Annotated in this window: 21 protein-coding genes and 1 riboswitch; of the genes, 10 read left to right on the forward strand and 11 right to left on the reverse strand. The window is 69.8% G+C overall.

All coding sequences use genetic code 11. From position 1 onward, the window contains the following. Positions 1-7: 7 nt before the first annotated feature. The 7 genes from gcvH to MRBLWO14_RS03220 form a co-directional block, all read right to left on the reverse strand. Entirely contained in the window at positions 8-385 is a 378-nt protein-coding gene (gcvH, locus tag MRBLWO14_RS03190; RefSeq protein WP_341935025.1) for a glycine cleavage system protein GcvH, read from the reverse strand. After that, positions 382-1,488, reverse strand: coding sequence for a glycine cleavage system aminomethyltransferase GcvT (gene gcvT, locus MRBLWO14_RS03195; protein WP_341935026.1), 1,107 nt, complete (start codon positions 1,486-1,488; stop codon positions 382-384). Before gcvT ends, gcvH begins: the two co-directional genes overlap by 4 nt. Positions 1,489-1,638: 150 nt before the next feature. Beyond that, a riboswitch (glycine riboswitch) is annotated at positions 1,639-1,733 on the reverse strand. A 56-nt stretch (positions 1,734-1,789) separates the two neighbouring features. Next, on the reverse strand, positions 1,790-2,626 hold the full coding sequence (locus tag MRBLWO14_RS03200; RefSeq protein WP_341935027.1) for an ATP-binding cassette domain-containing protein: 837 nt from the start codon (positions 2,624-2,626) through the stop codon (positions 1,790-1,792). Continuing rightward, positions 2,623-3,486 carry an ABC transporter ATP-binding protein gene (locus MRBLWO14_RS03205; RefSeq protein WP_341935028.1) on the reverse strand — a complete coding sequence of 288 codons (864 nt, stop codon included), beginning with the start codon at positions 3,484-3,486 and terminating at the stop codon, positions 2,623-2,625. The genes MRBLWO14_RS03200 and MRBLWO14_RS03205 overlap by 4 nt, the downstream gene beginning before the upstream one ends. Beyond that, positions 3,483-4,466 (reverse strand): ABC transporter permease, encoded by a 984-nt coding sequence (locus MRBLWO14_RS03210; RefSeq protein ID WP_341935029.1) that lies wholly within the window; start codon positions 4,464-4,466, stop codon positions 3,483-3,485. Before MRBLWO14_RS03210 ends, MRBLWO14_RS03205 begins: the two co-directional genes overlap by 4 nt. Next, positions 4,459-5,454, reverse strand: a complete 996-nt coding sequence (locus MRBLWO14_RS03215) for an ABC transporter permease (RefSeq protein WP_251585878.1) — start codon at positions 5,452-5,454, stop codon at positions 4,459-4,461. The genes MRBLWO14_RS03210 and MRBLWO14_RS03215 overlap by 8 nt, the downstream gene beginning before the upstream one ends. Positions 5,455-5,494: 40 nt before the next feature. Further along, positions 5,495-7,186, reverse strand: coding sequence for an ABC transporter substrate-binding protein (locus MRBLWO14_RS03220; RefSeq protein WP_341935031.1), 1,692 nt, complete (start codon positions 7,184-7,186; stop codon positions 5,495-5,497). 282 nt (positions 7,187-7,468) lie between these two features. Between MRBLWO14_RS03220 and MRBLWO14_RS03225 the strand changes: the two genes are divergently transcribed. The 7 genes from MRBLWO14_RS03225 (at position 7,469) to MRBLWO14_RS03255 (ending at position 14,848) form a co-directional block, all read left to right on the forward strand. Beyond that, positions 7,469-8,155, forward strand: coding sequence for an NUDIX domain-containing protein (locus tag MRBLWO14_RS03225; RefSeq protein WP_341936149.1), 687 nt, complete (start codon positions 7,469-7,471; stop codon positions 8,153-8,155). Further along, positions 8,152-9,489 carry a quinolinate synthase NadA gene (gene nadA, locus MRBLWO14_RS03230; protein ID WP_341935032.1) on the forward strand — a complete coding sequence of 446 codons (1,338 nt, stop codon included), beginning with the start codon at positions 8,152-8,154 and terminating at the stop codon, positions 9,487-9,489. Before MRBLWO14_RS03225 ends, nadA begins: the two co-directional genes overlap by 4 nt. Then, a complete protein-coding gene (nadB, locus tag MRBLWO14_RS03235) occupies positions 9,486-10,970 on the forward strand; it encodes an L-aspartate oxidase (protein WP_341935033.1) in 1,485 nt (494 codons plus the stop codon). Before nadA ends, nadB begins: the two co-directional genes overlap by 4 nt. Then, positions 10,970-11,821: a carboxylating nicotinate-nucleotide diphosphorylase gene (gene nadC / locus MRBLWO14_RS03240; protein WP_341935034.1), complete on the forward strand. Its 852-nt coding sequence runs from the start codon at positions 10,970-10,972 to the stop codon at positions 11,819-11,821. The genes nadB and nadC overlap by 1 nt, the downstream gene beginning before the upstream one ends. A gap of 4 nt (positions 11,822-11,825) precedes the next feature. Beyond that, a complete protein-coding gene (locus tag MRBLWO14_RS03245) occupies positions 11,826-12,965 on the forward strand; it encodes a cysteine desulfurase family protein (RefSeq protein ID WP_341935035.1) in 1,140 nt (379 codons plus the stop codon). A 127-nt stretch (positions 12,966-13,092) separates the two neighbouring features. Beyond that, a complete protein-coding gene (locus MRBLWO14_RS03250; protein ID WP_341935036.1) occupies positions 13,093-14,040 on the forward strand; it encodes a glycosyltransferase family 2 protein in 948 nt (315 codons plus the stop codon). 34 nt (positions 14,041-14,074) lie between these two features. Next, positions 14,075-14,848 carry an SDR family oxidoreductase gene (locus MRBLWO14_RS03255; protein WP_341935037.1) on the forward strand — a complete coding sequence of 258 codons (774 nt, stop codon included), beginning with the start codon at positions 14,075-14,077 and terminating at the stop codon, positions 14,846-14,848. A 54-nt stretch (positions 14,849-14,902) separates the two neighbouring features. Here the strand turns inward: MRBLWO14_RS03255 and MRBLWO14_RS03260 are convergent, their stop codons facing one another. Next, entirely contained in the window at positions 14,903-16,954 is a 2,052-nt protein-coding gene (locus tag MRBLWO14_RS03260; protein ID WP_341936150.1) for an ABC transporter ATP-binding protein, read from the reverse strand. Between the two features lie 176 nt (positions 16,955-17,130). On the opposite strand from MRBLWO14_RS03260, the gene MRBLWO14_RS03265 reads away from it, so the two are divergent. Beyond that, a complete protein-coding gene (locus tag MRBLWO14_RS03265) occupies positions 17,131-18,606 on the forward strand; it encodes an MDR family MFS transporter (RefSeq protein ID WP_341935038.1) in 1,476 nt (491 codons plus the stop codon). A gap of 106 nt (positions 18,607-18,712) precedes the next feature. Here MRBLWO14_RS03265 and MRBLWO14_RS03270 read toward each other — a convergent pair whose 3' ends face one another. Further along, positions 18,713-18,862: a hypothetical protein gene (locus MRBLWO14_RS03270; protein WP_341935039.1), complete on the reverse strand. Its 150-nt coding sequence runs from the start codon at positions 18,860-18,862 to the stop codon at positions 18,713-18,715. Between the two features lie 129 nt (positions 18,863-18,991). Here MRBLWO14_RS03270 and MRBLWO14_RS03275 point away from each other — a divergent pair, with 129 nt between their 5' ends. After that, a complete protein-coding gene (locus tag MRBLWO14_RS03275) occupies positions 18,992-19,591 on the forward strand; it encodes a 1-acyl-sn-glycerol-3-phosphate acyltransferase (RefSeq protein ID WP_341935040.1) in 600 nt (199 codons plus the stop codon). Here the strand turns inward: MRBLWO14_RS03275 and MRBLWO14_RS03280 are convergent. Next, complete coding sequence (locus MRBLWO14_RS03280; RefSeq protein WP_341935041.1) at positions 19,558-19,758, reverse strand: hypothetical protein; 201 nt, start codon at positions 19,756-19,758, stop codon at positions 19,558-19,560. The genes MRBLWO14_RS03275 and MRBLWO14_RS03280 overlap by 34 nt on opposite strands. A gap of 84 nt (positions 19,759-19,842) precedes the next feature. On the opposite strand from MRBLWO14_RS03280, the gene MRBLWO14_RS03285 reads away from it, so the two are divergent. Continuing rightward, positions 19,843-20,367 carry a DUF6328 family protein gene (locus MRBLWO14_RS03285; protein WP_341935042.1) on the forward strand — a complete coding sequence of 175 codons (525 nt, stop codon included), beginning with the start codon at positions 19,843-19,845 and terminating at the stop codon, positions 20,365-20,367. A gap of 33 nt (positions 20,368-20,400) precedes the next feature. Here MRBLWO14_RS03285 and MRBLWO14_RS03290 read toward each other — a convergent pair whose 3' ends face one another. Further along, on the reverse strand, positions 20,401-20,943 hold the full coding sequence (locus MRBLWO14_RS03290) for a DNA starvation/stationary phase protection protein (protein ID WP_341935043.1): 543 nt from the start codon (positions 20,941-20,943) through the stop codon (positions 20,401-20,403). Positions 20,944-20,971: the final 28 nt, after the last annotated feature.

The raw sequence follows: 20,971 nt of genomic DNA on the forward strand, positions 1-20,971 counted from the left end.
GAGGCGATCAGCCCTCCGTGTGCGCGACGTAGGCGTCGCGGTCGAGGAGTCCGTCGAGCGCGTCGTCCGCGACCTCGACCTTGATGAGCCACGCGTCCTCGAACGGCGAGGAGTTCAGCAGCGCAGGGTCGTCGACGACGGCCTGGTTCACCTCGGTCACCGTGCCGGCGACCGGGGCGTAGAGCTCGGACACCGACTTGGTCGACTCGGCCTCGCCGAACACGTCGCCGCGAGAGACCGCCGTGCCCACGGCCGGCAGCTCGACGAAGACGATGTCACCGAGGGCGTCTGCGGCGAAGTCGGTGATGCCGACGGTCGCCACCGCGCCGTCGACGGCGACCCACTCGTGCTCTTCGCTGTACTTGAGGGTGGTCAGATCGGTCATTTTGTCCTCCGGTAGAAAGGCAGGGCGGTCACGGTCGCGGGGATGCGGGTTCCCCGCACGTCAAGGAATACTGCGGATCCCTCCGCAGCGGAAGAAGGATCGACGTAGGCCATCGCGATGGGATGCCCCAGGGTCGGACTCAGGGCACCGCTCGTGACCTCGCCGATCGGCGTGCCGTCCTCGGTCACGACCGCGTAGCCGGCGCGACCGGCGCGCTTGCCCTCGGCGGCGAGACCGACGAGGACGCGGGCATCGGATGCCGCATCGACGGCGTCCTTCCCCACGAAGCTCTCCTTCGCCGAGACGACGACGCGGCCGAGGCCCGCCTGCGCGGGCTTCGTGTCGAGCGTGAGCTCGTGGCCGTAGAGCGGCATGCCCGCCTCCAGGCGGAGCGTGTCGCGGGCGGCGAGACCGGCCGGGATCAACCCGTGCGACTTACCGGCGGCGAGCACGGCATCCCACAGCGAACCGGCGAGCGCCGCGGGGACGAGCAGCTCGAAGCCGTCCTCGCCCGTGTACCCGGTCCGAGCGAGCAGCAGCGGCTGACCTTCGAACGTCGCGGTCGCCCACGCGTAGTAGCGCTGCTCCGACCACGGGATGCTGACGTCGGCGACTCCCTCGGTCTCGGCGAGGATCGCCTCGGCGTTCGGACCCTGCACGGCGATGAGGGCGTAGTCGTCGGAGACGTCGTCGACCTCGACCGTGAAGCCGTCGGTCCGGGCGGAGAGCGCCTCGCGCACGGCATCCCGGTTCCCGGCGTTCGAGATGACGAGGTAGTCCTCGTCGCCGAGTCGGTACACGATGACGTCGTCGATGATCCCGCCGGACTCGGCGAGCAGCAGCGAGTACTTGGCCTTGCCCACGGCGAGCGCCGACAGGCGCCCGGCGAGGGCGTGGTCGAGATAGTCGGCGGCCTGCGCGCCGCGCACCGTGAACTCGGCCATGTGCGAGATGTCGAAGATCCCGGCGGACTGGCGCACCGCGTGGTGCTCGGCGAGGTCCGACGTGTACCTGACCGGCATCTGCCAGCCGCCGAAGTCGGTGAAGGACGCGCCGAGAGACTCATGGCGGTCTCGCAGCGGGGTGTAGCGGGGGTCGGACATGGAGTTCTCCCGGGCTGGGTCGGGCGGAACGGCGGCGACGTCGTTCCTCGGAACTCCCCCTCTGTCATGGGCCTGAGAGTTTCACCCCTGAGGGGCTTTCACCGTCGGCGGACGTGGGGCTCTGCGCTCCACGTCTCTTTCCAGAGTGGCCGGGACCCCGCGGTACGCGTACCTGAGAGATTGGCGGGGAGGCTTGCTCCTTCGGTGCCCGGCTGCGTTCGCCGGGGCTCTCCCGCGTGGCCCGTTCGGCCGATGTTCGATTGTGGTCCCAGTGTAGCGGGTGACCCGCTGCCGCCACCGCTCAGAGCCCCGCGAGCTCCGCCCTCACCTCGTCGCGCAGACGGCCCAGGTTCTCGGGCTCGGGCGCAGCGCCGAGCAGGGTCCTCGTGTACTCGTGCTGCGGGTTCAGGATGACGTCGTCCGCGGGTCCTCGCTCGACGACGTCGCCCTTGTAGAGCACCATGATCTCGTCGCTGAAGTGGCGCGCGGTGGCGAGGTCGTGCGTTATGTACAGCACGCCGAGGTCGTCTTCGCGCTGCAGGTCGGCGAGCAGGTTGAGCACCCCGAGCCTGATCGACACGTCGAGCATCGAGACGGGCTCGTCGGCGACGATGAACCGCGCGCCCGGCGCGAGGGCGCGCGCGATCGCGACGCGCTGACGCTGTCCGCCGGAGAGCTCGTGGGGGCGCCGCTCGGCGAAGCTCTCCGCCGGCGTGAGGCGCACGCGCTCCAGCAGTTCGAGAGCACGATCGCGCACCTCGGTCCGCGACAGCCGCGGGTGGTGCAGCCGGATCGGCCGCTCGAGGTGGTGGAAGATCGTGTGGTACGGGTTCAGCGACGCGAACGGGTCCTGGAACACCATCTGCACCTGCGAGCGGTACGCCTCGACCGCGCGGCCGCTCGTGCCCGTCTCCTGCCCGTCGAGCAGGATCTGCCCGCTCGTCGGGGTCTCCAGCTTCATCAGCATCCGCGCGATCGTCGACTTGCCCGATCCCGACTCGCCGACGAGCGCGACCGTCTTGCCCGCCTCGATCGTGAACGACACGTCCTTCACGGCGTGCAGTACCGAGGTCTTGAACCCGGACCGCAGGTGGAAGTCCTTGACGAGGTTCCGCGCTTCGAGGGTGGGGGCGCTCATCGGATCTCCTCCTGGCTGACGCGGCTGCCGGTGCGGACGAAGTCGCCGCGCTCCCCCGTCAGGCTCGGGAAGCTCGACAGCAAGCGCTTGGTGTACTCGTGCTGCGGGGTGCGGTAGATCTCCTCCGCCGTGCCCTGCTCGACGATCTCGCCCTGCAGCATCACCGCGATGCGGTCGCTGATCTCGATGAGCATCGGCAGGTCGTGGGTGATGAAGATGACCGCGAACCCGAGGCGCTCGCGCAAGCGCATGATCTCGCGGATGATGCCCCGCTGCACGACGACGTCGAGCGCGGTGGTCGGCTCGTCCATGACCATGACCTGCGGATCGAGGGCGAGCGCCATCGCGATCATCATGCGCTGGCGCATGCCGCCGGAGAGCTCGTGCGGGAAGCTGCGCAGACGCGAGGGGTCGACCCCCACCAGCGTCAGCAGCTCCTCGGCTCTCGCCTGCTTGTCCTGCTTCGACATGCCCGGTCGGTGGGTGTCGAAGATGTCGAAGATCTGCGCCCGCACGTCGATCACCGGGTTGAGCGAGTTCATCGCGCCCTGGAACACCATCGAGATCTTGTCCCAGCGGAAGGCCCGCAGCCCGTCGCCGTCGAGCGCGACCACGTCGATGTCGGTGCCGTCGCGATCGTGGAAGACGATCTCGCCCGCGGTCATCAGCGCCGGCGCCTTGAGCAGCCGGTTCATGCCGTACGCGAGAGTGGTCTTGCCGCATCCCGACTCGCCGGCGAGTCCGAGGATCTCGCCCCGGTGGAGCGTCAGCGACACGTCGCGCACGGCCTTCACCGGCGGATCGACCTCGTACTCGATGGACACGTTGCGTGCGGTCAGCACGGCTTCCGGGGCGCTCACGCGGCGACTCCCTTCGTCTTGGCGGCCTTGCGCACGCGGCGAGCCGCGTCGGGTGCGTTGCGCAGCTTGGGGTTGATGACCTCGTCGATCGCGAAGTTGATGAGCGCGAGCCCCGCCCCGAGGAGCGCGATCATCACACCCGGCGGCACGAACCACCACCAGGCGCCTCGACCGAGCGCCTGGCCGGACTGCGCGTCGTTGAGGATGCTGCCCCACGTGATAGACGAGTTGGGGCCGAGACCGAGGTACGACAGGCCGGCCTCGCCGAGGATCGCGAAGATGATCGCGAACAGGAACTGCGCGGTCAGCAGCGGCAGCAGGTTCGGCATGATCTCGACGAGGATGACCCGGAACGAGCGCTCACCCGCGACCTTCGACGCGTACACGTAGTCGCGGGTGCGGAGCGAGCGGGTCTGCAGCCGCAGCACGTAGGCGGCACCCGCCCACGAGGTGATGCCGAGCACGAACGCCACGAGCTGCCAGCTGCGCTGCGGGACGAACGACGCGATCACCATCACGAGCGGGAGGCCGGGGATGACGATCATGACGTTCGTCAGCAGCGCGAGCGCGTCCTCACGCCAGCCGCCGAGATAGCCGGCGAGGACGCCGAAGACCAGCGACAGGACGATCGCGATGCCGCCGGCGACGAGCCCGACCAGCAGCGATCCCTGCGCGCCGATCGCGAGCTGGGCGAGCGTGTCGTTGCCGAGCTTGGTGGTGCCGAGCCAGTGCTCGGCGGACGGAGGCTGCAGAGCGGCGTTGTCCGTGCTGCGCGGGTTCTGCGTGAACATCGGCGCGATGATCGCGAACAGCACGATCGACAGCACGAGCACCATGCCGACGATGAACTTCGCCGAGCGGGTCGGCATCAGACCGCGCCCCTTCTTCGGCTTCTGCGTCGCGAGCGTGACGGTGGTGGCCGGCTCCGAGGTCGGCTGCTCCTTGACGATCTGCATCGGGGTGAGCTTGGTGTCAGACATTCTGGCGCGCCCTCGGGTCGATGAATCCGTAGATCAGGTCCATGAAGAAGTTGGCGGCGAGCACCGTGATCGTGATGACGAGGAACAGGCCCTGCATGAGGGCGTAGTCGTTGTTCGTCACGGCCTGGAACATGAGCTTGCCGATGCCGGGGTAGGTGAACACCTGCTCCATGACGATCGAGCCGGCGACCACGAAGCCGAGGGTGATCGAGAAGCCGGCGATCGACGGGATGGCGGCGTTGCGCGCGGCGTAGGTCGTCATGATGCGACGGGGACGCAGGCCCTTCGCCTCAGCGGTGAGCACGTAGTCCTCCGACATCGTCTGCACCATCATGTTGCGCATGCCGAACAGCCATCCGCCGACCGAGCTGACCACGATGGTGAGCGCGGGCAGGATCGCGTGCGACAGCGCGTTGGAGAAGAACGCCCACGTGGGCTCCGGGCCGTCGGGGAAGTCGAACACGTCGTAGCCGCCGAAGATCGGGAACCATCCGAGCCCCACGGCGAAGACGGCGACGAGGATGAGGGCCATCCAGAAGTACGGAATGGACTGCAGCACGGTCGTCGCGGGGATGATGTGGTCGACCCACGTGCCGCGCTTCCACCCTGCCCAGGCGCCGAGCACGACGCCGAGGATGAAGGAGATGACGGTCGCGGTGCCGACGAGGATCAGCGTCCACGGCAGCGCCTGACCGATCAACTCGGTCACCGGGGTCGGGAACTTGGTGACGGAGACGCCCAGGTCGCCCTGGAACATCCGCCCCCAGTAGGAGAGGTACTGCTCCCAGAGGGAGGAGTCGTCGCCACCGAGCAGCAGTTTGATGTTGCGGATGGTGGTCTCGGAGACCTCGCCGCCCGCGCGCTGCATCTTGGCGATCATGATGTCGGCGGGATTGCCCGGCATCATGCGGGGAAGCAGGAAGTTGATGGAGATGGCGGCCCACAGCGTGAACGCGTAGAACCCTATTCGTCGTGCGTAGAACTTCATGACGGTCTTCTTCGACTCCCTGCTTCCCCGGTGACGCGGACTATTTGGCCGGCTGCAGATGCGTCAGGACGTAGCCTGCCGCGATCGAGCCCCAGGACGGCGGGAAGGCGTAGAGGTCGTCCTCGGTCGGCCAGCCCGTGTAATCCTTCGTGTTGTAGAAGGTCTGGGTCGCGTTGATCACCAGCGGGATGTACGGCAGGTCGCGCACGATCTCGGTCTGGATCGTCCCGTACAGCTCCTTCTTCGTCGCCTCGTCGTTCGTGCTGATCGCGGACTGCACGGCCTGGTCGACGACCGGGTTGTTGTAGCGGCTGAAGTTCCAGCGGCCGGTCGGCACCTCTTCGCCCACGGGGCCGGTGGAGCCGACGGTCGTGCCGCCGAACCAGTCGCGGTAGATCTGGAACGGGTCGGCCACGGAGGTGCCGACCATGCCTCCGACGATGAGCTGGAAGTCACCGCTCTGACGCGAGTCGGAGAACTCCTGCCACTGCACGGTCGAGGCGTTGATCTTGATGCCCGCGGCCTCGGCCTGCTCGGCGATCAGCTTCGCGGCGTCGTTGTAGTCGGTCCAGCCGTCGACCGAGGTGAGCGTGAGCTCGACCTTCTGGCCGTCCTTCTCGTAGATGCCGTCGGAGCCCTTCGTGTAGCCGGCGGCTTCGAGGATCGACCCGGCCTCGGCGGCGTCCGCCTCCTGCGGGCTGACCTCGTTCGCGGAGTCGGCGACCCACTTCTCGTCGCGGGGAAGCAGCGCGTACGTGGGCGAGATGTCGCCGGTCAGGCCGACGAACGCCTTGTCCTTGATCGTGCCGCGATCGATCGCCGCGTTCAGCGCCTGGCGCACGGCGACGTCGGTCTGCGGGCCGGAGCAGCCCAGCTCGGCGTTCGAGCAGGTGTAGAGGACGGTCGGGTCCTGCGGGGTGTTGATCCAGGAGATCGCGCCGTTCGCGGTGACGTCGTCGGGGTTCGGGATGAACATGCCGGTCCAGTCGAGCTTGCCGGCGGCGAGCAGGTCCTGCGCGGTCTGGTTGTTGTCGACCGCGATGTACTGCACCTTCTTGACCCCGAGGTCGTCGGCGCCGCGGAAGTTCTCGTTCGCGACGAGGGTGTACGACTCGCTCGTGGTCTTGTCGACCACGTAGGGACCGGATCCGACGGGCTCCTCGTTGGCGAAGTTCGCGTAGTCGTCGACGTCCTTCCAGATGTGCTCGGGGAGGATGTACGTCGAGCCGAGACGCTGGAACTCGGTCGTGAACTGCGCGGTCGAGTAGGTGAGCACGACCGTGGTGTCGTCGGTCGCCTCGGCCGAGACGAGGCCGTTGCCCTCGGGGTTGTTCGCCTCGTAGTTGAAGGAGAACGCGACGTCGGCTGCGGTGAGCGGCTCGCCGTCGCTCCACTTGAGGTCGGGCTTGATGGTGATCGTGATCACCGTGCCGTCCTCGTTGTACTCGTACGTGTCGCCGATCATGCCCTCCGGCTCGGAGTCGGAGGTCTTGTTGAAGAAGAACAGCGGCTCGTAGATGGGGCCGAGCGCACCGTGGAGCACGGTGGGCGCGAAGGGGTTGTAGTTCGCCGTGATCGGGGTCTGGCTTCCGGCCCAGACACGGAGCGCGCGGTCGCCGTCTGCGCCGCTCCCGTCGTTGCCACCCGCGCCACAGGCCGTCAGGCCCAGGGCGAGGACGGAAGCCCCCGCCACGGCGGTGAGCGCGATCTTGCGCTTTCCGGTACGGATCATTCTGTCGTTTCCTCTCGGTGCTGCACTGCAGGAGGGACTCTCCGGATGGAGACGGAACCCTGGGTCGGGTTCGCGGGCAAACTCCCGGAAGAGGGGGTTTGTTAGGACAGTAACCTAACAAACCCGCCCACCCTCGACAAGACCTCTCGACGCTCCTGCATAACGTTTCGGACTCGACGAGCGGATGCCGTCACATTGCTGCACTAAGGGTCGCCATGACACTAAGATCAATCGCAGGAGGTTAAGGTGCTCAAGACTCAAAGTGGAGGGATCGACGTCGCCGTGTCGACCGTGATCCTCACGCTGCGGCGCGCGGAGAGCGGCGACCCCGTGCTCGCCCTCCCCCTCGTGCGTCGCACCCGCGCGCCCTTCGACAGCGAGTGGGCGCTGCCGGGCGGCTGGCTCACCGCGGCCGAGTCCCCCGTGGACGCCGCAGCGCGCACCCTCGCCGAGACCACCGGCCTCACGCCCAGCTACCTCGAGCAGCTCTACGCGTTCGGGGCCGTCGACCGCTCCCCCACGCGGGTCGTGTCGATCGTGTACTGGGCGCTGCTCCGCCAGGACGACGTCGACGCGCAGAGCGCCGCGCACCGCGCATCCGGTCACGCGCCCGAGAACGTGCGCTGGTTCGATCTCTCCGAGCGCCCTCCTCTCGCCTTCGACCACGACAAGATCGTCGACTACGCCCTGTGGCGCCTCCGCAACAAGGTGGGCTACAGCCGCGTCGCGCAGGGGTTCCTCCCCGCCGAGTTCACGCTCTCCGATCTCCGCGAGGCGTACCAGTCGATCCTCGGCCGCCAGCTCGACCCCGCGAACTTCCGCCGTCAGGTCGAGGCGACGGGGAACCTGATCCCCACCGACCGCTTCCGCACCGGGAGCCACCGCCCCGCACGCCTCTACCGATACGACACCGATGTGGAGCTGGCCGACCACGGCCCGCTCGGACCCGAGGAAACGAGCATCCGATGAGCATCACCTTCGTCCCCACCCCGTCCGTGCCGACCTCGGACGCCTCCGTGGATCACGCGATCCAGGCGATCGTCGCCGGCGCCTCGACCGACGCGACCTGTACGACGGACCTCGCCGCAGGGCCCTGGGACTTCGACATCCGGCCCGGCTACGGACCGGGGTCGTCGATGGGCGACGTCATCCCCACCGGCGCACCTCGGCAGGGCGAGCTCCCCGCCGAGTATCGCGAGGCGACCGAGGAGGAGCTCGACCGGCGGATCCGTGCTGCGAAGGAGGTGCTCGGCGATCGCGTCGTGATCCTCGGCCACTTCTATCAGCGGGAGGAGGTCGTGCGGCACGCCGACTACGTCGGCGACTCCTTCCAGCTCGCGACGGCGGCGAAGGACCGACCGGATGCCGAGGCCATCGTGTTCTGCGGAGTGCACTTCATGGCCGAGACGGCGGACCTGCTCTCCGGGCCCGACCAGGCCGTCGTGCTGCCGAACCTCGCCGCCGGCTGCTCCATGGCGGACATGGCCGACATCGGTCAGGTCGAGGACTGCTGGGAGCAGCTGGCCGATGTGCTCGGCGACCTCGACGAGCAGGACGAGGACGGGCGCGTCCCGGTGATCCCCGTGACCTACATGAACTCCTCCGCGGCGATCAAGGGCTTCGTCGGACGCCACGGCGGGATCGTGTGTACCTCCTCGAACGCGCAGACGGTGCTCGAGTGGGCGTTCGAGCGCGGTCGCCGCGTGCTCTTCTTCCCCGACCAGCACCTCGGCCGCAACACGGCGAAGGCCATGGGCGTTCCGCTCTCGCAGATGCCGATGTGGAACCCGCGCAAACCGATCGGCGGATCCACCGAGGCGGAGCTCGCCGACTCCCGCGTCATCCTCTGGCACGGGTTCTGCTCCGTGCACCGCCGATTCACGGTCGGCCAGATCGACCAGGCGCGTGCCGAGCACCCGGGGGTCCGCGTCATCGTGCACCCCGAGTGCCCGATGGAGGTCGTCGACGCCGCCGACGAGGCGGGATCGACCGACTACATCCGTCGGGCCATCGCCGCCGCGACCGAGCCGACGACCTTCGCGATCGGCACCGAGATCAACCTGGTCCGGCGTCTCGCCGCACAGTTCCCGCAGCACGAGATCTTCTGCCTCGACCCGGTCGTGTGCCCGTGCTCTACGATGTACCGCATCCACCCCGGCTATCTCGCGTGGGTGCTGGAAGAACTCGTGGCCGGTCGCACCCCCAACCGCATCCGGGTGACGTCCGACGTGGCCGACCCCGCCCGTACCGCGCTGGAGCGGATGCTGGCCGCGAAGCCCCCGGTGGCGGCGAGCGCGCGATGAACGTCGTCGTGGTCGGATCCGGCATCGCCGGGCTCACCGCCGCGCTGCACGCCGCGGAAGCCGGTCACCACGTGACGCTCGTGACGAAGGGCGCCATCGGAGACGGATGCACGGGCTACGCACAGGGCGGCGTCGCCGGCGTCTACGGAACGGACGACTCCGCGGAGCAGCACGCCGCAGACACGATCACCGCCGGCGCGGGTCTCTCCGATGTCGGCGCCGTCGACGTGCTCGTGCAGGGCGCAGCCGCGCGGATCGCCGAGCTGATCGCCCGCGGCGTCGCCTTCGACCGGGATGCCGACGGTCGGCTGCTGCTGGGCCGGGAAGCCGCGCACAGCCACGCGCGCATCGTGCACGCGGGCGGCGATGCGACGGGTGCGGCGATCTCCCGGGCGCTCGTGACGGCGGTGCGCGACGACGCGCGGATCGCGGTCGTCGAGCGGGCCATGCTCGTCGACCTCGTCGTGACGGACGGCGCGGTGCGCGGCATCCGTCTGCTCGCGGGGACAGCGATCGACGAGCTCTCCGCGGATGCCGTGATCCTCGCGACCGGCGGCGCGGGGTGCCTGTACGCGCACACGACGAACCCGGAGGGGACGACGGGCGACGGCATCGCGGCAGCGATCCGCGCCGGTGCGGCCGTGGCCGACCTCGAGTTCGTGCAATTCCACCCGACCGTGCTCGCGGTCGGCTCCCCGTTCCTCATCTCGGAGGCCGTGCGCGGCGAAGGCGCGACGCTCGTGGACGACGCAGGACGGCGCTTCGTCTTCGACACGCACCCCGACGGCGAACTGGCTCCCCGTGACGTCGTGTCGCGGGCGATCGCGCGACGGGCCGCCGCCCAGGGCTCGCCCGTCCATCTCGATGCGACGATGCTCGGGGCGACCAGGCTGGCCCGACGGTTCCCGACGATCGATCGGGTCACCCGCGAGCGCGGTCTCGACTGGTCGGCGCATCCCCTCCCCGTCACACCCGCGGCGCACTATCTCATGGGCGGGGTGCAGACCGACCTCGACGGCCGCACCACCCTCCGGAACCTCTTCGCGGTCGGCGAGGTCGCCCGCACCGGTGTGCACGGCGCGAACAGACTCGCCTCGAACTCGCTGCTGGAGGGGGCGGTGTTCGGCGCCCGCGCGGCAGCCGCGCTCACGGCTCCGTGGACCGAGCTGCAGGTCGCCGCCCGCCCGGAGCAGGCTTCCCCGCCCGTGACCGCCGCCGTCCCGTTCCGCCGCGACGCGCTGCAGCGGCTGATGTGGGATCATGTCGGACTGCTCCGCGACACCCCCGGCCTCGAGGCGGCCCTCGCGACCGTGCGCGCCTGGGCTGCGGCTGCGACGCCGCCTGAGACGGCCAGGGCGCATGAGGACGCGAATCTGCTCCTGCTGGCCGAGGCCACGGCATCCGCCGCCCTCTCCCGCGTCGACCCGGTCGGCGCGCACTATCGCGAACCCGCTCCCGCACCCCTTCTGGAGACCGTCTGATGCTCACTCCCGCCGCCATCTCCCGCGTCGTCGGCGCCGCCCTCGAAGAGGACGCGCCCTGGGGCGACATCACGAGCAGCGTGCTGCTGCCGCCCGACGCGACGGCCACCGCCGATCTCGTCGCCCGGGAGGCCGGCGTCTTCAGCGGCGGCGAGGTCTTCACCGCGGCCTTCACGCTCACCGACCCCGCGATCCGGGTCGACGTGCACGTCGGCGACGGAGATGAGTTCGCCGCCGACGACGTGCTCGCGACGGTGTCGGGGAACGCCCGAGGCATCCTCACGGCCGAGCGCATCGCACTGAACTTCACGCAGCGCATGAGCGGCATCGCCACGGTCACTGCCGCCTACGTGAGCGCCACGGAGGGCACGTCGGCCCGCATCGCCGACACGCGCAAGACGACTCCCGGTCTGCGGGCCTTCGAGCGCCACGCCGTCGTCTCCGGCGGCGGGCACAACCACCGTCACTCCCTCTCGGATGCGGTCATGGCGAAGGACAACCACCTCGCCGTGCTGCAGCGCTCCGGGCGCGACCTCGCCTCGGCGCTGCGCGAGGCACTGGCGCAGCTGCCCCACACGACGCACGTCGTCGTCGAGGTCGACCGCCTCGACCAGATCGACGCGGTCATCGCGGGCGGCGCCGACACCGTGCTGCTCGACAACTTCACACCGGACGAACTGCGAGCCGGAGTCGCCCTCATCGACGGACGCGCTCAGGTCGAGGCATCGGGTGGCGTGAACCTCGACACGGTCGCCGCGATCGCGGCGACCGGGGTCGACGTGATCTCGGTCGGCGCGCTCACGCACTCCGCCCGCGCGCTGGATCTGGGCCTGGACGTCCGGATCGACTGAGCGGATGCTGTACCTCGACCACGCCGCGACCTCGCCCCTGCGCCTCGAGGTACGCGACGCCATGCTCCCCTACCTGACCGGGGCGTTCGGGAACCCCTCAAGCCACCACACCGTCGGAGAGGCTGCAGCGCAGGCGCTGGACGAGGCGCGGTCGCGCGTCGCCACGGTGCTCGGGTTCCGGAGCTGCGACGTGATCTTCACGAGCGGCGGGACGGAGGCGAACAACCTCGCCGTCAAGGGCATCGTGCTGGCGGCGCTCGACCGCGGGCGGCGCCACGTGATCGTGTCGTCGATCGAGCACGAGTCCGTGCTCGCTCCCGCCGACTACCTGCACCGGTTCCACGGTGTCGCGGTGACACACCTGCCGGTCGACCGCACGGGTCGCGTGAGCACCGACGACCTGCGCAGGGCGCTGCGCGAGGACACCGCACTCGTCTCCGTCGACCACGCGAACAACGAGATCGGCACGGTGCAGGACATCGCGGCGCTCCAGGCCGTGACCTCTGCGGTCGGAGTGCCGTTGCACGTCGACGCCGTGCAGTCGGCGGGATGGCTTCCTCTGCGCGATCTCGGCGCGGACGCCGTCACGGTCGCCGGGCACAAGATCGGCGCGCCGCAGGGCATCGGGGTGCTGGCCGTTCGCGGGCGGGTCCCGATCGAGCCCCTGCTGCACGGCGGCGGGCAGGAACGCGGACGCCGCTCCGGCACCGAGAACGTCGCCGGGGCCGTCGCCCTCGCCACGGCGCTCGAGCTCGCGGCCTCCGAGCAACGGGCCGTGCACGAGGCTGTCGGTGAAGCCACGACGCGGTTCATCGAGCGCGTCCTGACAGCCGTGCCGCAGGCCGCGCTCACCGGCCACCCGCACTCACGGCTGCCCGGGTGCGCCAGCTTCACGTTCGCCGGCGTGAACGGAGAGACCGTGCTGCTCGAACTGGAGCGACGCGGCATCGTGTCGTCGAGCGGATCGGCGTGCGCCGCCGACAGCGGCGAGCCCTCGCACGTGCTGCTCGCCTGCGGGTTCGACCCCGACCTCGCACAGACCGCCGTGCGCTTCACGTTCGGGCGCACCGCGTTGCCGCCGGGCGTTCCGGACCGACTGGCCGACGCGGTCGCGGATGCGGTGCGCGCGGCGGCAGGCACCTGACGTCCGGCCTCGACGGCGGGCACTCCGCGCACTCGCTCTCGTCTGCTGTCGCGCGGTCGCGCCGTCGCGCCGTCGCGCCGTCGCCGCGGGAGACCGCGACCCACCGCCGCGCTCTAGACTCGGCTGGGTGACCGACTCCGCCCCGATCGTGACGATGATCGTCCCCGGTCGCGACATCGCCGCCTTCGCGCCGGCAGCCCTCGACTCCCTGCGAGCGCAGACCGAACAGCGGTGGCGGGCCGTGCTCGTCGACGACGGGTCCCACGACGCGACAGCACACATCTTCGCGCAGGCCGCGGCGGACGATCGCCGGTTCCACGTGATCGCGCACGACGACTCCCGGGGCCTCGGGGCCGCCCGCAACACCGCGCTCGACGTCGTCGACACCCCGCTCGTCGGCTTCCTCGACGGCGACGACGAGCTCGCACCCTCGGCCCTCGAACGCCTGACCTCGACCCTCGCCGCGAGCGGCAGCGACCTCGTCGCCGGCGCCTACGTACGGTCGCGCTTCGACGGCGAGCGCTACGTCTCCGGTCGCGTGCAGCCGTGGGTGGCCGCGGCGACCGACCCCGAGCGCCTCGGCACGACGATCATCGAGCATCCTGCGGCGAGCGCGAACATCGTGGCCTGGTCGAAGGTGAGCCGCACCGAGCTGTGGCGCGACCTGCGGTTCCCCGAGGGCGTCGCCTACGAGGATCAGGTCGTCGCACAACTGCTCTACACCCGAGCGCGAGCCTTCGACGTGATCCCCGACGCGGTCGTGCGCTGGCGCGTGCGCGCCGACGGCACCTCGATCACGCAGGGCAAGGACCGGATACCCGTGCTGCGCGACTACCTCGCTGCACTGCGCGGCGGCATCCGGGTGCTGCACGAGGCAGGAGCCCGCGCGGCCGTGACCGCTCGCCTCGACCTGATCCTCGCGATGGACCTGCCGCCGCTGCAGGAGATCGCCGCGCAGCATCCCGACCCCGAGTACCGGGCCCTGCTCGACGCCTTCGTCGCCGACCTGAAGTCGCTTCCCGAGTTCGCCGATGCGCGCCCCGATCCCACCCTCGTCGCCGGCCTTCGCTGGTGACGGCCGGCTCGACACCCCGACCACGGAAGAGATCATGAACGACTACCTCGCCGACCTGTTCTCGCTGCACGGCCGCACGGCCGTCGTCACCGGCGGCAGTTCCGGCATCGGACGCGGCATCGCGACCGCGCTCGCCCGCGCCGGAGCGGCGACGGTGATCGTCGCCCGCGGCGAGGAGCGGATCGCGCGCACCGTGGCTGACCTGCAGGATGCCGGATGCCGTGCGGCCGGCGTCGTGGGCGATCTCGGCTCCCGCGACGGCATCCGGACTCTTGCGGAGGCCGCCGTGGAACCCTTCGGTGAGCCCGACATCCTCGTGAACTCCGCCGGCATCAACATCCGTCCGCCGTTCGCCGAGATCACCGAGGACGACTGGGATGCCACGATGACCGTGAACGCCCTCGCGCCCTTCCTGCTCGGACAGCGCTACGCGACCGGCATGGCCGAGCGCGGGTACGGCCGGCTCATCCACATCAGCTCGCAGCAGGCCCATCGGGCGTTCGTGTCGAGCGGCGTGTACGGCGCGTCGAAGGGCGCAGTGGAGTCCCTCATGCGCTCGGAGGCGGAGGCGTGGGGCGGCTCCGGTGTGACGAGCAACACGCTCGTGCCGGGATTCGTGCTCACACCGCTCAACGCGCGTCTGCAGGAGGATCCCGCGCAGATCGCCGCGCTCGCCGAGCGGACCATGATCGGCCGCAACGGCCTTCCCGAGGACTTCGCCGCCGCGGCGGTGTTCCTCGCCGGCGCGGGGTCGGCCTACATCACCGGACACTCGCTGTTCGTCGACGGCGGCCTCTCGGTCCACTGAGACGTGGTCCGGGCCGCCACCCGAGAGCGCTGCCCGGGTGCATGCATGGGTCCGTCAGTGCGGCTCGGGGTACACCCGGTCGTCGGCCGGCGGCGCATCGAGCAGCGGTACGGACGCCGTGAGGGTGGCCACCGCATCCTCGCCCGCGGAATCGTCGGGCGCTCGATCGGCGCGCCGTTCCGCGAGCGCGGCGCCGACGCCGCCGGTGACGGCCTGCTCGACCTCCGCCTCGGTGTCGAGCACGCGTGACGCGGCCACCTGCTGGGCGGCGAGCTCGGCGTAGAGGCCGCCGCGGGCCAGGAGCTCCGCGTGGGTGCCCGACTCGACGATCTGCCCCGCTTCGAGGACGTGGATGACGTCGGCCGACATCACCGTCGACAGCCGGTGCGCGATCGTGAGCGTCGTGCGCCCCTTCGCGGCCTCGTCGAGCGCCTCCTGGACGACGCGCTCCGACACCGTGTCGAGGGCGGAGGTCGCCTCGTCGAGCAGCAGCACCGGCGGATCCTTCAGCAGAACCCGCGCGATCGCGATGCGCTGCTTCTCGCCTCCGGAGAGGCGGTAGCCGCGCTCTCCCACGACGGTGTCGTAGCCCTGCTCGAAGCCCGCGATGATGTGGTGGATGTTGGCCGCCGTGCACGCGGCGATCATCTCGTCCTCGGTCGCCCCGGGCTTCGCGTAGAGCAGGTTCTCGCGGATCGTCGCGTGGAAGAGGTAGGTCTCCTGCGAGACGATGCCGACCTGGTCGATGATCGACTCCTGGGTGAGGGAGCGCACGTCGGCGCCGGCGAAGAGCACCGCGCCGCCGTGCGCCTCGTAGAGCCTCGGCGCCAGATAGAGGACGGTCGTCTTGCCCGCGCCCGACGGCCCGACGAAGGCGACGTGCTGCCCCGGCTCTGCGACGAAGGAGACCCCCTGCAGGGTGGGGCGCGCGTCCGCCGCCGCGTCGGGGTAGCGGAATACGACCTCGTCGAACTCGATCCGGCCGCGAGGACCGGGAGCCCTGGCCACGTCGATCGCGTCGGGGGCGTCCTGGATCTCGGGCACGAGATCCAGGTATTCGAAGATGCGGGCGAACAGCGCCGACGAGGTCTGCAGGTCGAGGGACACGCGCATCAGCCCCATGAGCGGCTGCAGGAGACGCGCCTGCACGGTGGTGAAGGCGACGATCGTGCCGGCCGTGATCGCGCCGGTGCCGCCGGCGATCAGGTATCCGGAGACGAGGTAGATGATCGCGGGGACACTGGCCATGATGACCTGCACGACCGCGAAGAAGCCCTGGCCGCTCATCGCACGCCGCACCTGCAGGACGACCTGGTTGCGGTTCTCCGCCTGATACCGGGCCGACTCGGTGCGCTGCCTGTTGAAGGCCTTCGACAGCAGCATCCCCGAGACGCTCAGCGTCTCCTGTGTGATCGAGGTCAGCTCGGAGAGCGACTCCTGCGTCTCGCCCGCGATGCGCGCCCGCACCTGACCGACCCGCCGCTGCACGATGATGAGGAACGGCATGAGCACGACGGCGATCAGGGTGAGCCGCCAGTCGATGAGGATCATGGCGACGAGCGACGCGATGACGGTGACCACGTTGCCGAGGATGCTGGTGACGGTGTTCGTGAGCACGCCGGAGACGCCGCCCACGTCGTTCTGCAGCCGCGACTGGATCACGCCGGTCTTCGTGCGCGTGAAGAATCCGAGCTCCATCGCCTGCAGGTGCTCGAAGAGTCGCACGCGCAGATCACCCGTCACGCTGTTGCCCACGGTCGACGTGAGCCAGGTCTGCGCGACGCCGAGCACCGCCGAGAGGAGGAAGAGGCCGATCATGCCGCCCACGAGCCACCCGAGCAGCGACAGCTGCGGGCCGCCGCCGTCGACCGGGAAGAGCGCGTCGTCGAAGATGCGCTGCACCAGCAGGGGCGGGATGACGGCGATGCCCGCGCCCACCACCACGAGGACGCCGGTCACAGCGATGCGCCAGCGGTACGGGCGGAACAGCGCGATCACGCGGCCGCCGAGCCCGTTGATGCGCGGCGCTTCGGCGTTCATGCGGCGCTGCGCCGCCTCGTCGACGCCGCGGAAGCCTCCGCCGCGCCCTCCCATACCGCCGCCCATGCTCATGTCGCCAGCGTAGTCAGCGCCGACGACACCGGGCCCGGATCGGCCGGCTCCGCTCTCCGCCGAGAGCGGATTCACCCGGATGCGGAATGGAATGTCCGAACCTGACGTTACGCTGAATGGTCCCCGCGCACTCGCGCACCCTCCCTCTTCCGCGCCTAGGAGGCCGCCGCATGTCTGCCGTCGACACCGGTTCCATCACCACGCCCCCTCCCGCAGCGAGGGGCGAGATCGCGCGCAGCGACATGCGCGTCATCTGGCTGCTCCTCGTGGCCGCGTTCGTCGCCATCCTCAATGAGACGACGATGGGTATCGCGATCCCGCACCTCAACGCCGACCTCGGCATCCCGCCCGAGCTCGGCCAGTGGCTCACCAGCGCGTTCATGCTGACCATGGCCGTCGTGATCCCGACCACCGGTTTCATCCTGCAGCGCTTCACGACCCGGCAGGTGTTCATCGCCGCGATGACCGCGTTCTCGCTGGGAACCCTGGTCGCCCTGGTCGCACCCGGCTTCGCCGTGCTGCTGGCCGGCCGCGTGATCCAGGCTGCCGGTACCGGCATCATGATGCCGTTGCTGATGACCACGATCATGAACGTCGTCCCGCCGCAGTCGCGTGGCCGCATGATGGGGCGCGTCGGCCTCGTCATCTCCCTCGCTCCGGCGATCGGCCCGACCCTCGCGGGCGCCGTGCTCGAGACGCTGAACTGGCGAGCTCTGTTCGCCATCATCCTGCCGATCGCGCTCATCTCGCTCGTCATCGGCGTGAAGTGGATGACGAACCTCGGCGAGACGCGTGTCGTGCCGCTCGACGTGCTCTCGATCCCGCTCGCCGCACTCGGCTTCGGCGGCATCGTCTTCGGCCTCAGCCAGTTCGGCGGCGAGGGCGGCTCGGGCGAGGCAGCCGGTATCACCGCACTCGTCGTCGGCGCTGTCGCGCTCGGTCTCTTCGTGTGGCGTCAGCTCGTCCTGCAGCGCGTCGACGACGCCCTGCTCGACCTTCGCGTCTTCCGCTCCGTGAACTTCACGTTCTCGGTCATCATCATGACGATCCTCGCGCTGTCGATGTTCGGCACCCTCACCCTGCTCCCGCAGTACCTGCAGAACGTCGCAGGTCTGAACGCGCTCGAGTCCGGCCTCATCCTGCTACCGGGGTCGGTGCTGATGGGTCTGCTCGGTCCGGTCATGGGCCGCATCTACGATGCGAAGGGCACGCGCCCGCTGCTCATCCCGGGCACGATCCTGGTCTCAGCATCGCTGTTCTTCTACTCGACGGTCGGCGAGCACACGGTCTTCTGGGTGCTCATCCTCGTTCAGGCCGCGATGTCGGTCGGCCTCGCGATGTCGTTCACGCCGCTGTTCTCCGCCTCGCTCGGCTCGCTCGACCGGTCGCTCTACTCCCACGGCTCCGCGGTGCTCAACACACTGCAGCAGGTGGGTGGCGCGGCCGGCGTCGCCCTGCTCACGGTGACGTACTCGTCGATCCTGCACGCGGGTGAGAGCGAGGGTCTGACGACCGCCGTCGCCGGAGCACCGGGCGCGCGCATGGCGTTCCTCATCGCGGCGATCATCTCCCTGGCCGCGGTCGTTCTCAGCGCGTTCGTGCGCAAGCCCGCCGAGGAGCCGTCCGGCTTCCACGGCGGCCACTGATCATCGATACCCACGATCGCCGAGACCCCCGCCTGCTGACGTCGCAGGCGGGGGTCTCGGCGATGCAGCGGGTGGCCGTCGGCAGAAAGTGTGCGGGCCGGACTCGCTACTGCTTCTTGGGCGCCGGGAAGTGGCAGACGCCGCCGCTGCAGTAGCCGACGCTGTCGTCGGCGTCGTCCAGGAGGTTCAGGGCGCCGGGCAGCGGCGACAGCGCAGGGCGCTGCTCGTGCTCTGCGGGTTCCTGTGTGGTGGCCATCCCTCGATGGTACGCCTGCTGCGCACTGTCGGCGCCGTTCGCGCCTACGTGACCGGTCGCCGACCGCATACCGGCCCGGCGGCTGTCAACCGCCAGGGAATCGACAGCCCTCTCCCCTAGCGTTGGAGCATGGTGACCCGACTCCTCGCCCGCCTCTATTGGGCGCTCAGCCGCTGGACCCTGACCGTCGAGGCGGTGCCCACCCGCCCGACCGTGCTGATCGGCGCTCCGCACACCTCCAACTGGGACTTCGTGCTCATGCTCGCGATCGCGTGGCGCCTCGGCATCGACGTGCGCTGGCTGGGCAAGAGCAGCCTGTTCCGAGGGTGGCGGGGTCCGATCATGCGTCGCCTCGGCGGCATCCCCGTGGATCGCTCCGACCCCGCGCGCGTGGTCGGCGACGTGGTCGCGCGCGTGCATCAGGGCGAGGTGTTCGGTCTCGTCGTCACGCCCGACGGCACCCGCAGCGCGACGGGGTACTGGAAATCGGGTTTCTACCGGATAGCCCGCGAAACCGGAATGCCGGTGACGCTCGGGTTCGTCGACCGCACTACGATGACCACGGGTCTCGGGCCGACCATCGAGCTGACCGGCGACGTCGGCGCCGACATGGACCGCATCCGCGCCTTCTACTCCGACAAGGCCGGCCTGCGCCCCGAACGCCGCCGTGAGCCGAGGCTTCGTGAAGAGCCCGGTCAGACGCCCTTCTCTGTCTCCGACCGCGCGTAGTCGAGGTCGTCGTCTGTCAGCGTCTCCGCCATGCCGACGACCGCACCGGTGATCTCGCGGATCTCCTCGCGGGCGATCTCGCCCACGTGCGGCGCGTGCTCGAAGACGGCGAGTCTCGCCTCCTCGGAGAGGTCGTTCCACCACTCCCTGATCGGCGGCAGAGTCATCGGCGACCTCCGTCCACGGGTGCGGCCTCGCTGGCCGGGTCAAGAGCCTGGACACCGGGAATCCCGTACCGGGAGACTGTTGCCATGAACCCGGAAGACCGCCCGCTGCACCCGATCGAACGCGATGACCGCAGGGACGGTCGGGACGAGACGGCCAACGAGCGCGCGGACCGCAACTGGGACGAGCTCCTGCAGGAGCTGCGGGTCATGCAGACCGGTACGCAGATCCTCACCGGCTTCCTCCTCGCGGTCGCGTTCCAACCTCGTTTCGAGGACATGGATGCCTTCCAGCGCGACGTGTACGTCGTGCTCGTCGGCCTGGCCGCCCTCGCGACCATCCTCGCACTCGCACCGGTCGGGATGCACAGGGCCCTCTTCGGGCGCCAGCGCAAGCCGCAGCTCGTGCGGGTGGCCGCGCGCATCGTGCGGATCGATCTGATCGTCATCGCCGCGCTCACGGTCGGCGTGACGACGCTCATCATCGATTTCACCGTCAACCGCACGGCCGGTCTCGTCGCGCTCATCGCGTCGGTCGTGGTGATCGCCGCCCTGTGGGTCGCGATGCCGACACTCGTGCGACGGGCTCGGAACGACATCCGCGAGGGATGAGTCCGAGCCCGCCGCACGGTGATGTGTGTTGCGTCAGCTGCCCGCGGGGGTGCGGTTCTCCGCGCTGACCATCCACGCGAACTGCTCGAGGCTCTCGAGCACGGCGTGCAGGATGTCGGCCGAGGTGGGGTCCTCCTCGTCGACGGCGTCGTGCACATCGCGCATGGTACCGATGGCGGCCTCCAGGCGTGCGGTGATGAGGTCGATCGTGTCCTCGGTCGACACCTCGCCCATGGGGAAGGCCGGAAGGGAGGTCGTCTCCGCGATCGTGTCGGTGCGCCCGTCGGGAACGGCGTGCAGCGCGCGCATGCGCTCGGCGACCGTGTCGCTGAACGTCCGGGCGGCGTCGATGATCTCGTCGAGCTGGCGGTGGGTGTCGCGGAAGTTGCGTCCGACGACGTTCCAGTGCGCCTGCTTGCCCTGCAGCGACAGCTCGATCAGGTCGACCAGCACGGTCTGCAGGTTCGCCGCGAGCGTGGGCGACGCGGTGAATCCCTTCTCCGCGTTCTGACGACGGGTGGTCTTCGCTCCGCGCTTGTTCGTCGTGGTGCCTGTGGTGCTCTTCTTCTCAGCCATGTGTGTCCTCCTGGCGGCGACGATAGCC

This window comes from Microbacterium sp. LWO14-1.2 (assembly GCF_038397715.1).
GTDB lineage: Bacteria > Actinomycetota > Actinomycetes > Actinomycetales > Microbacteriaceae > Microbacterium.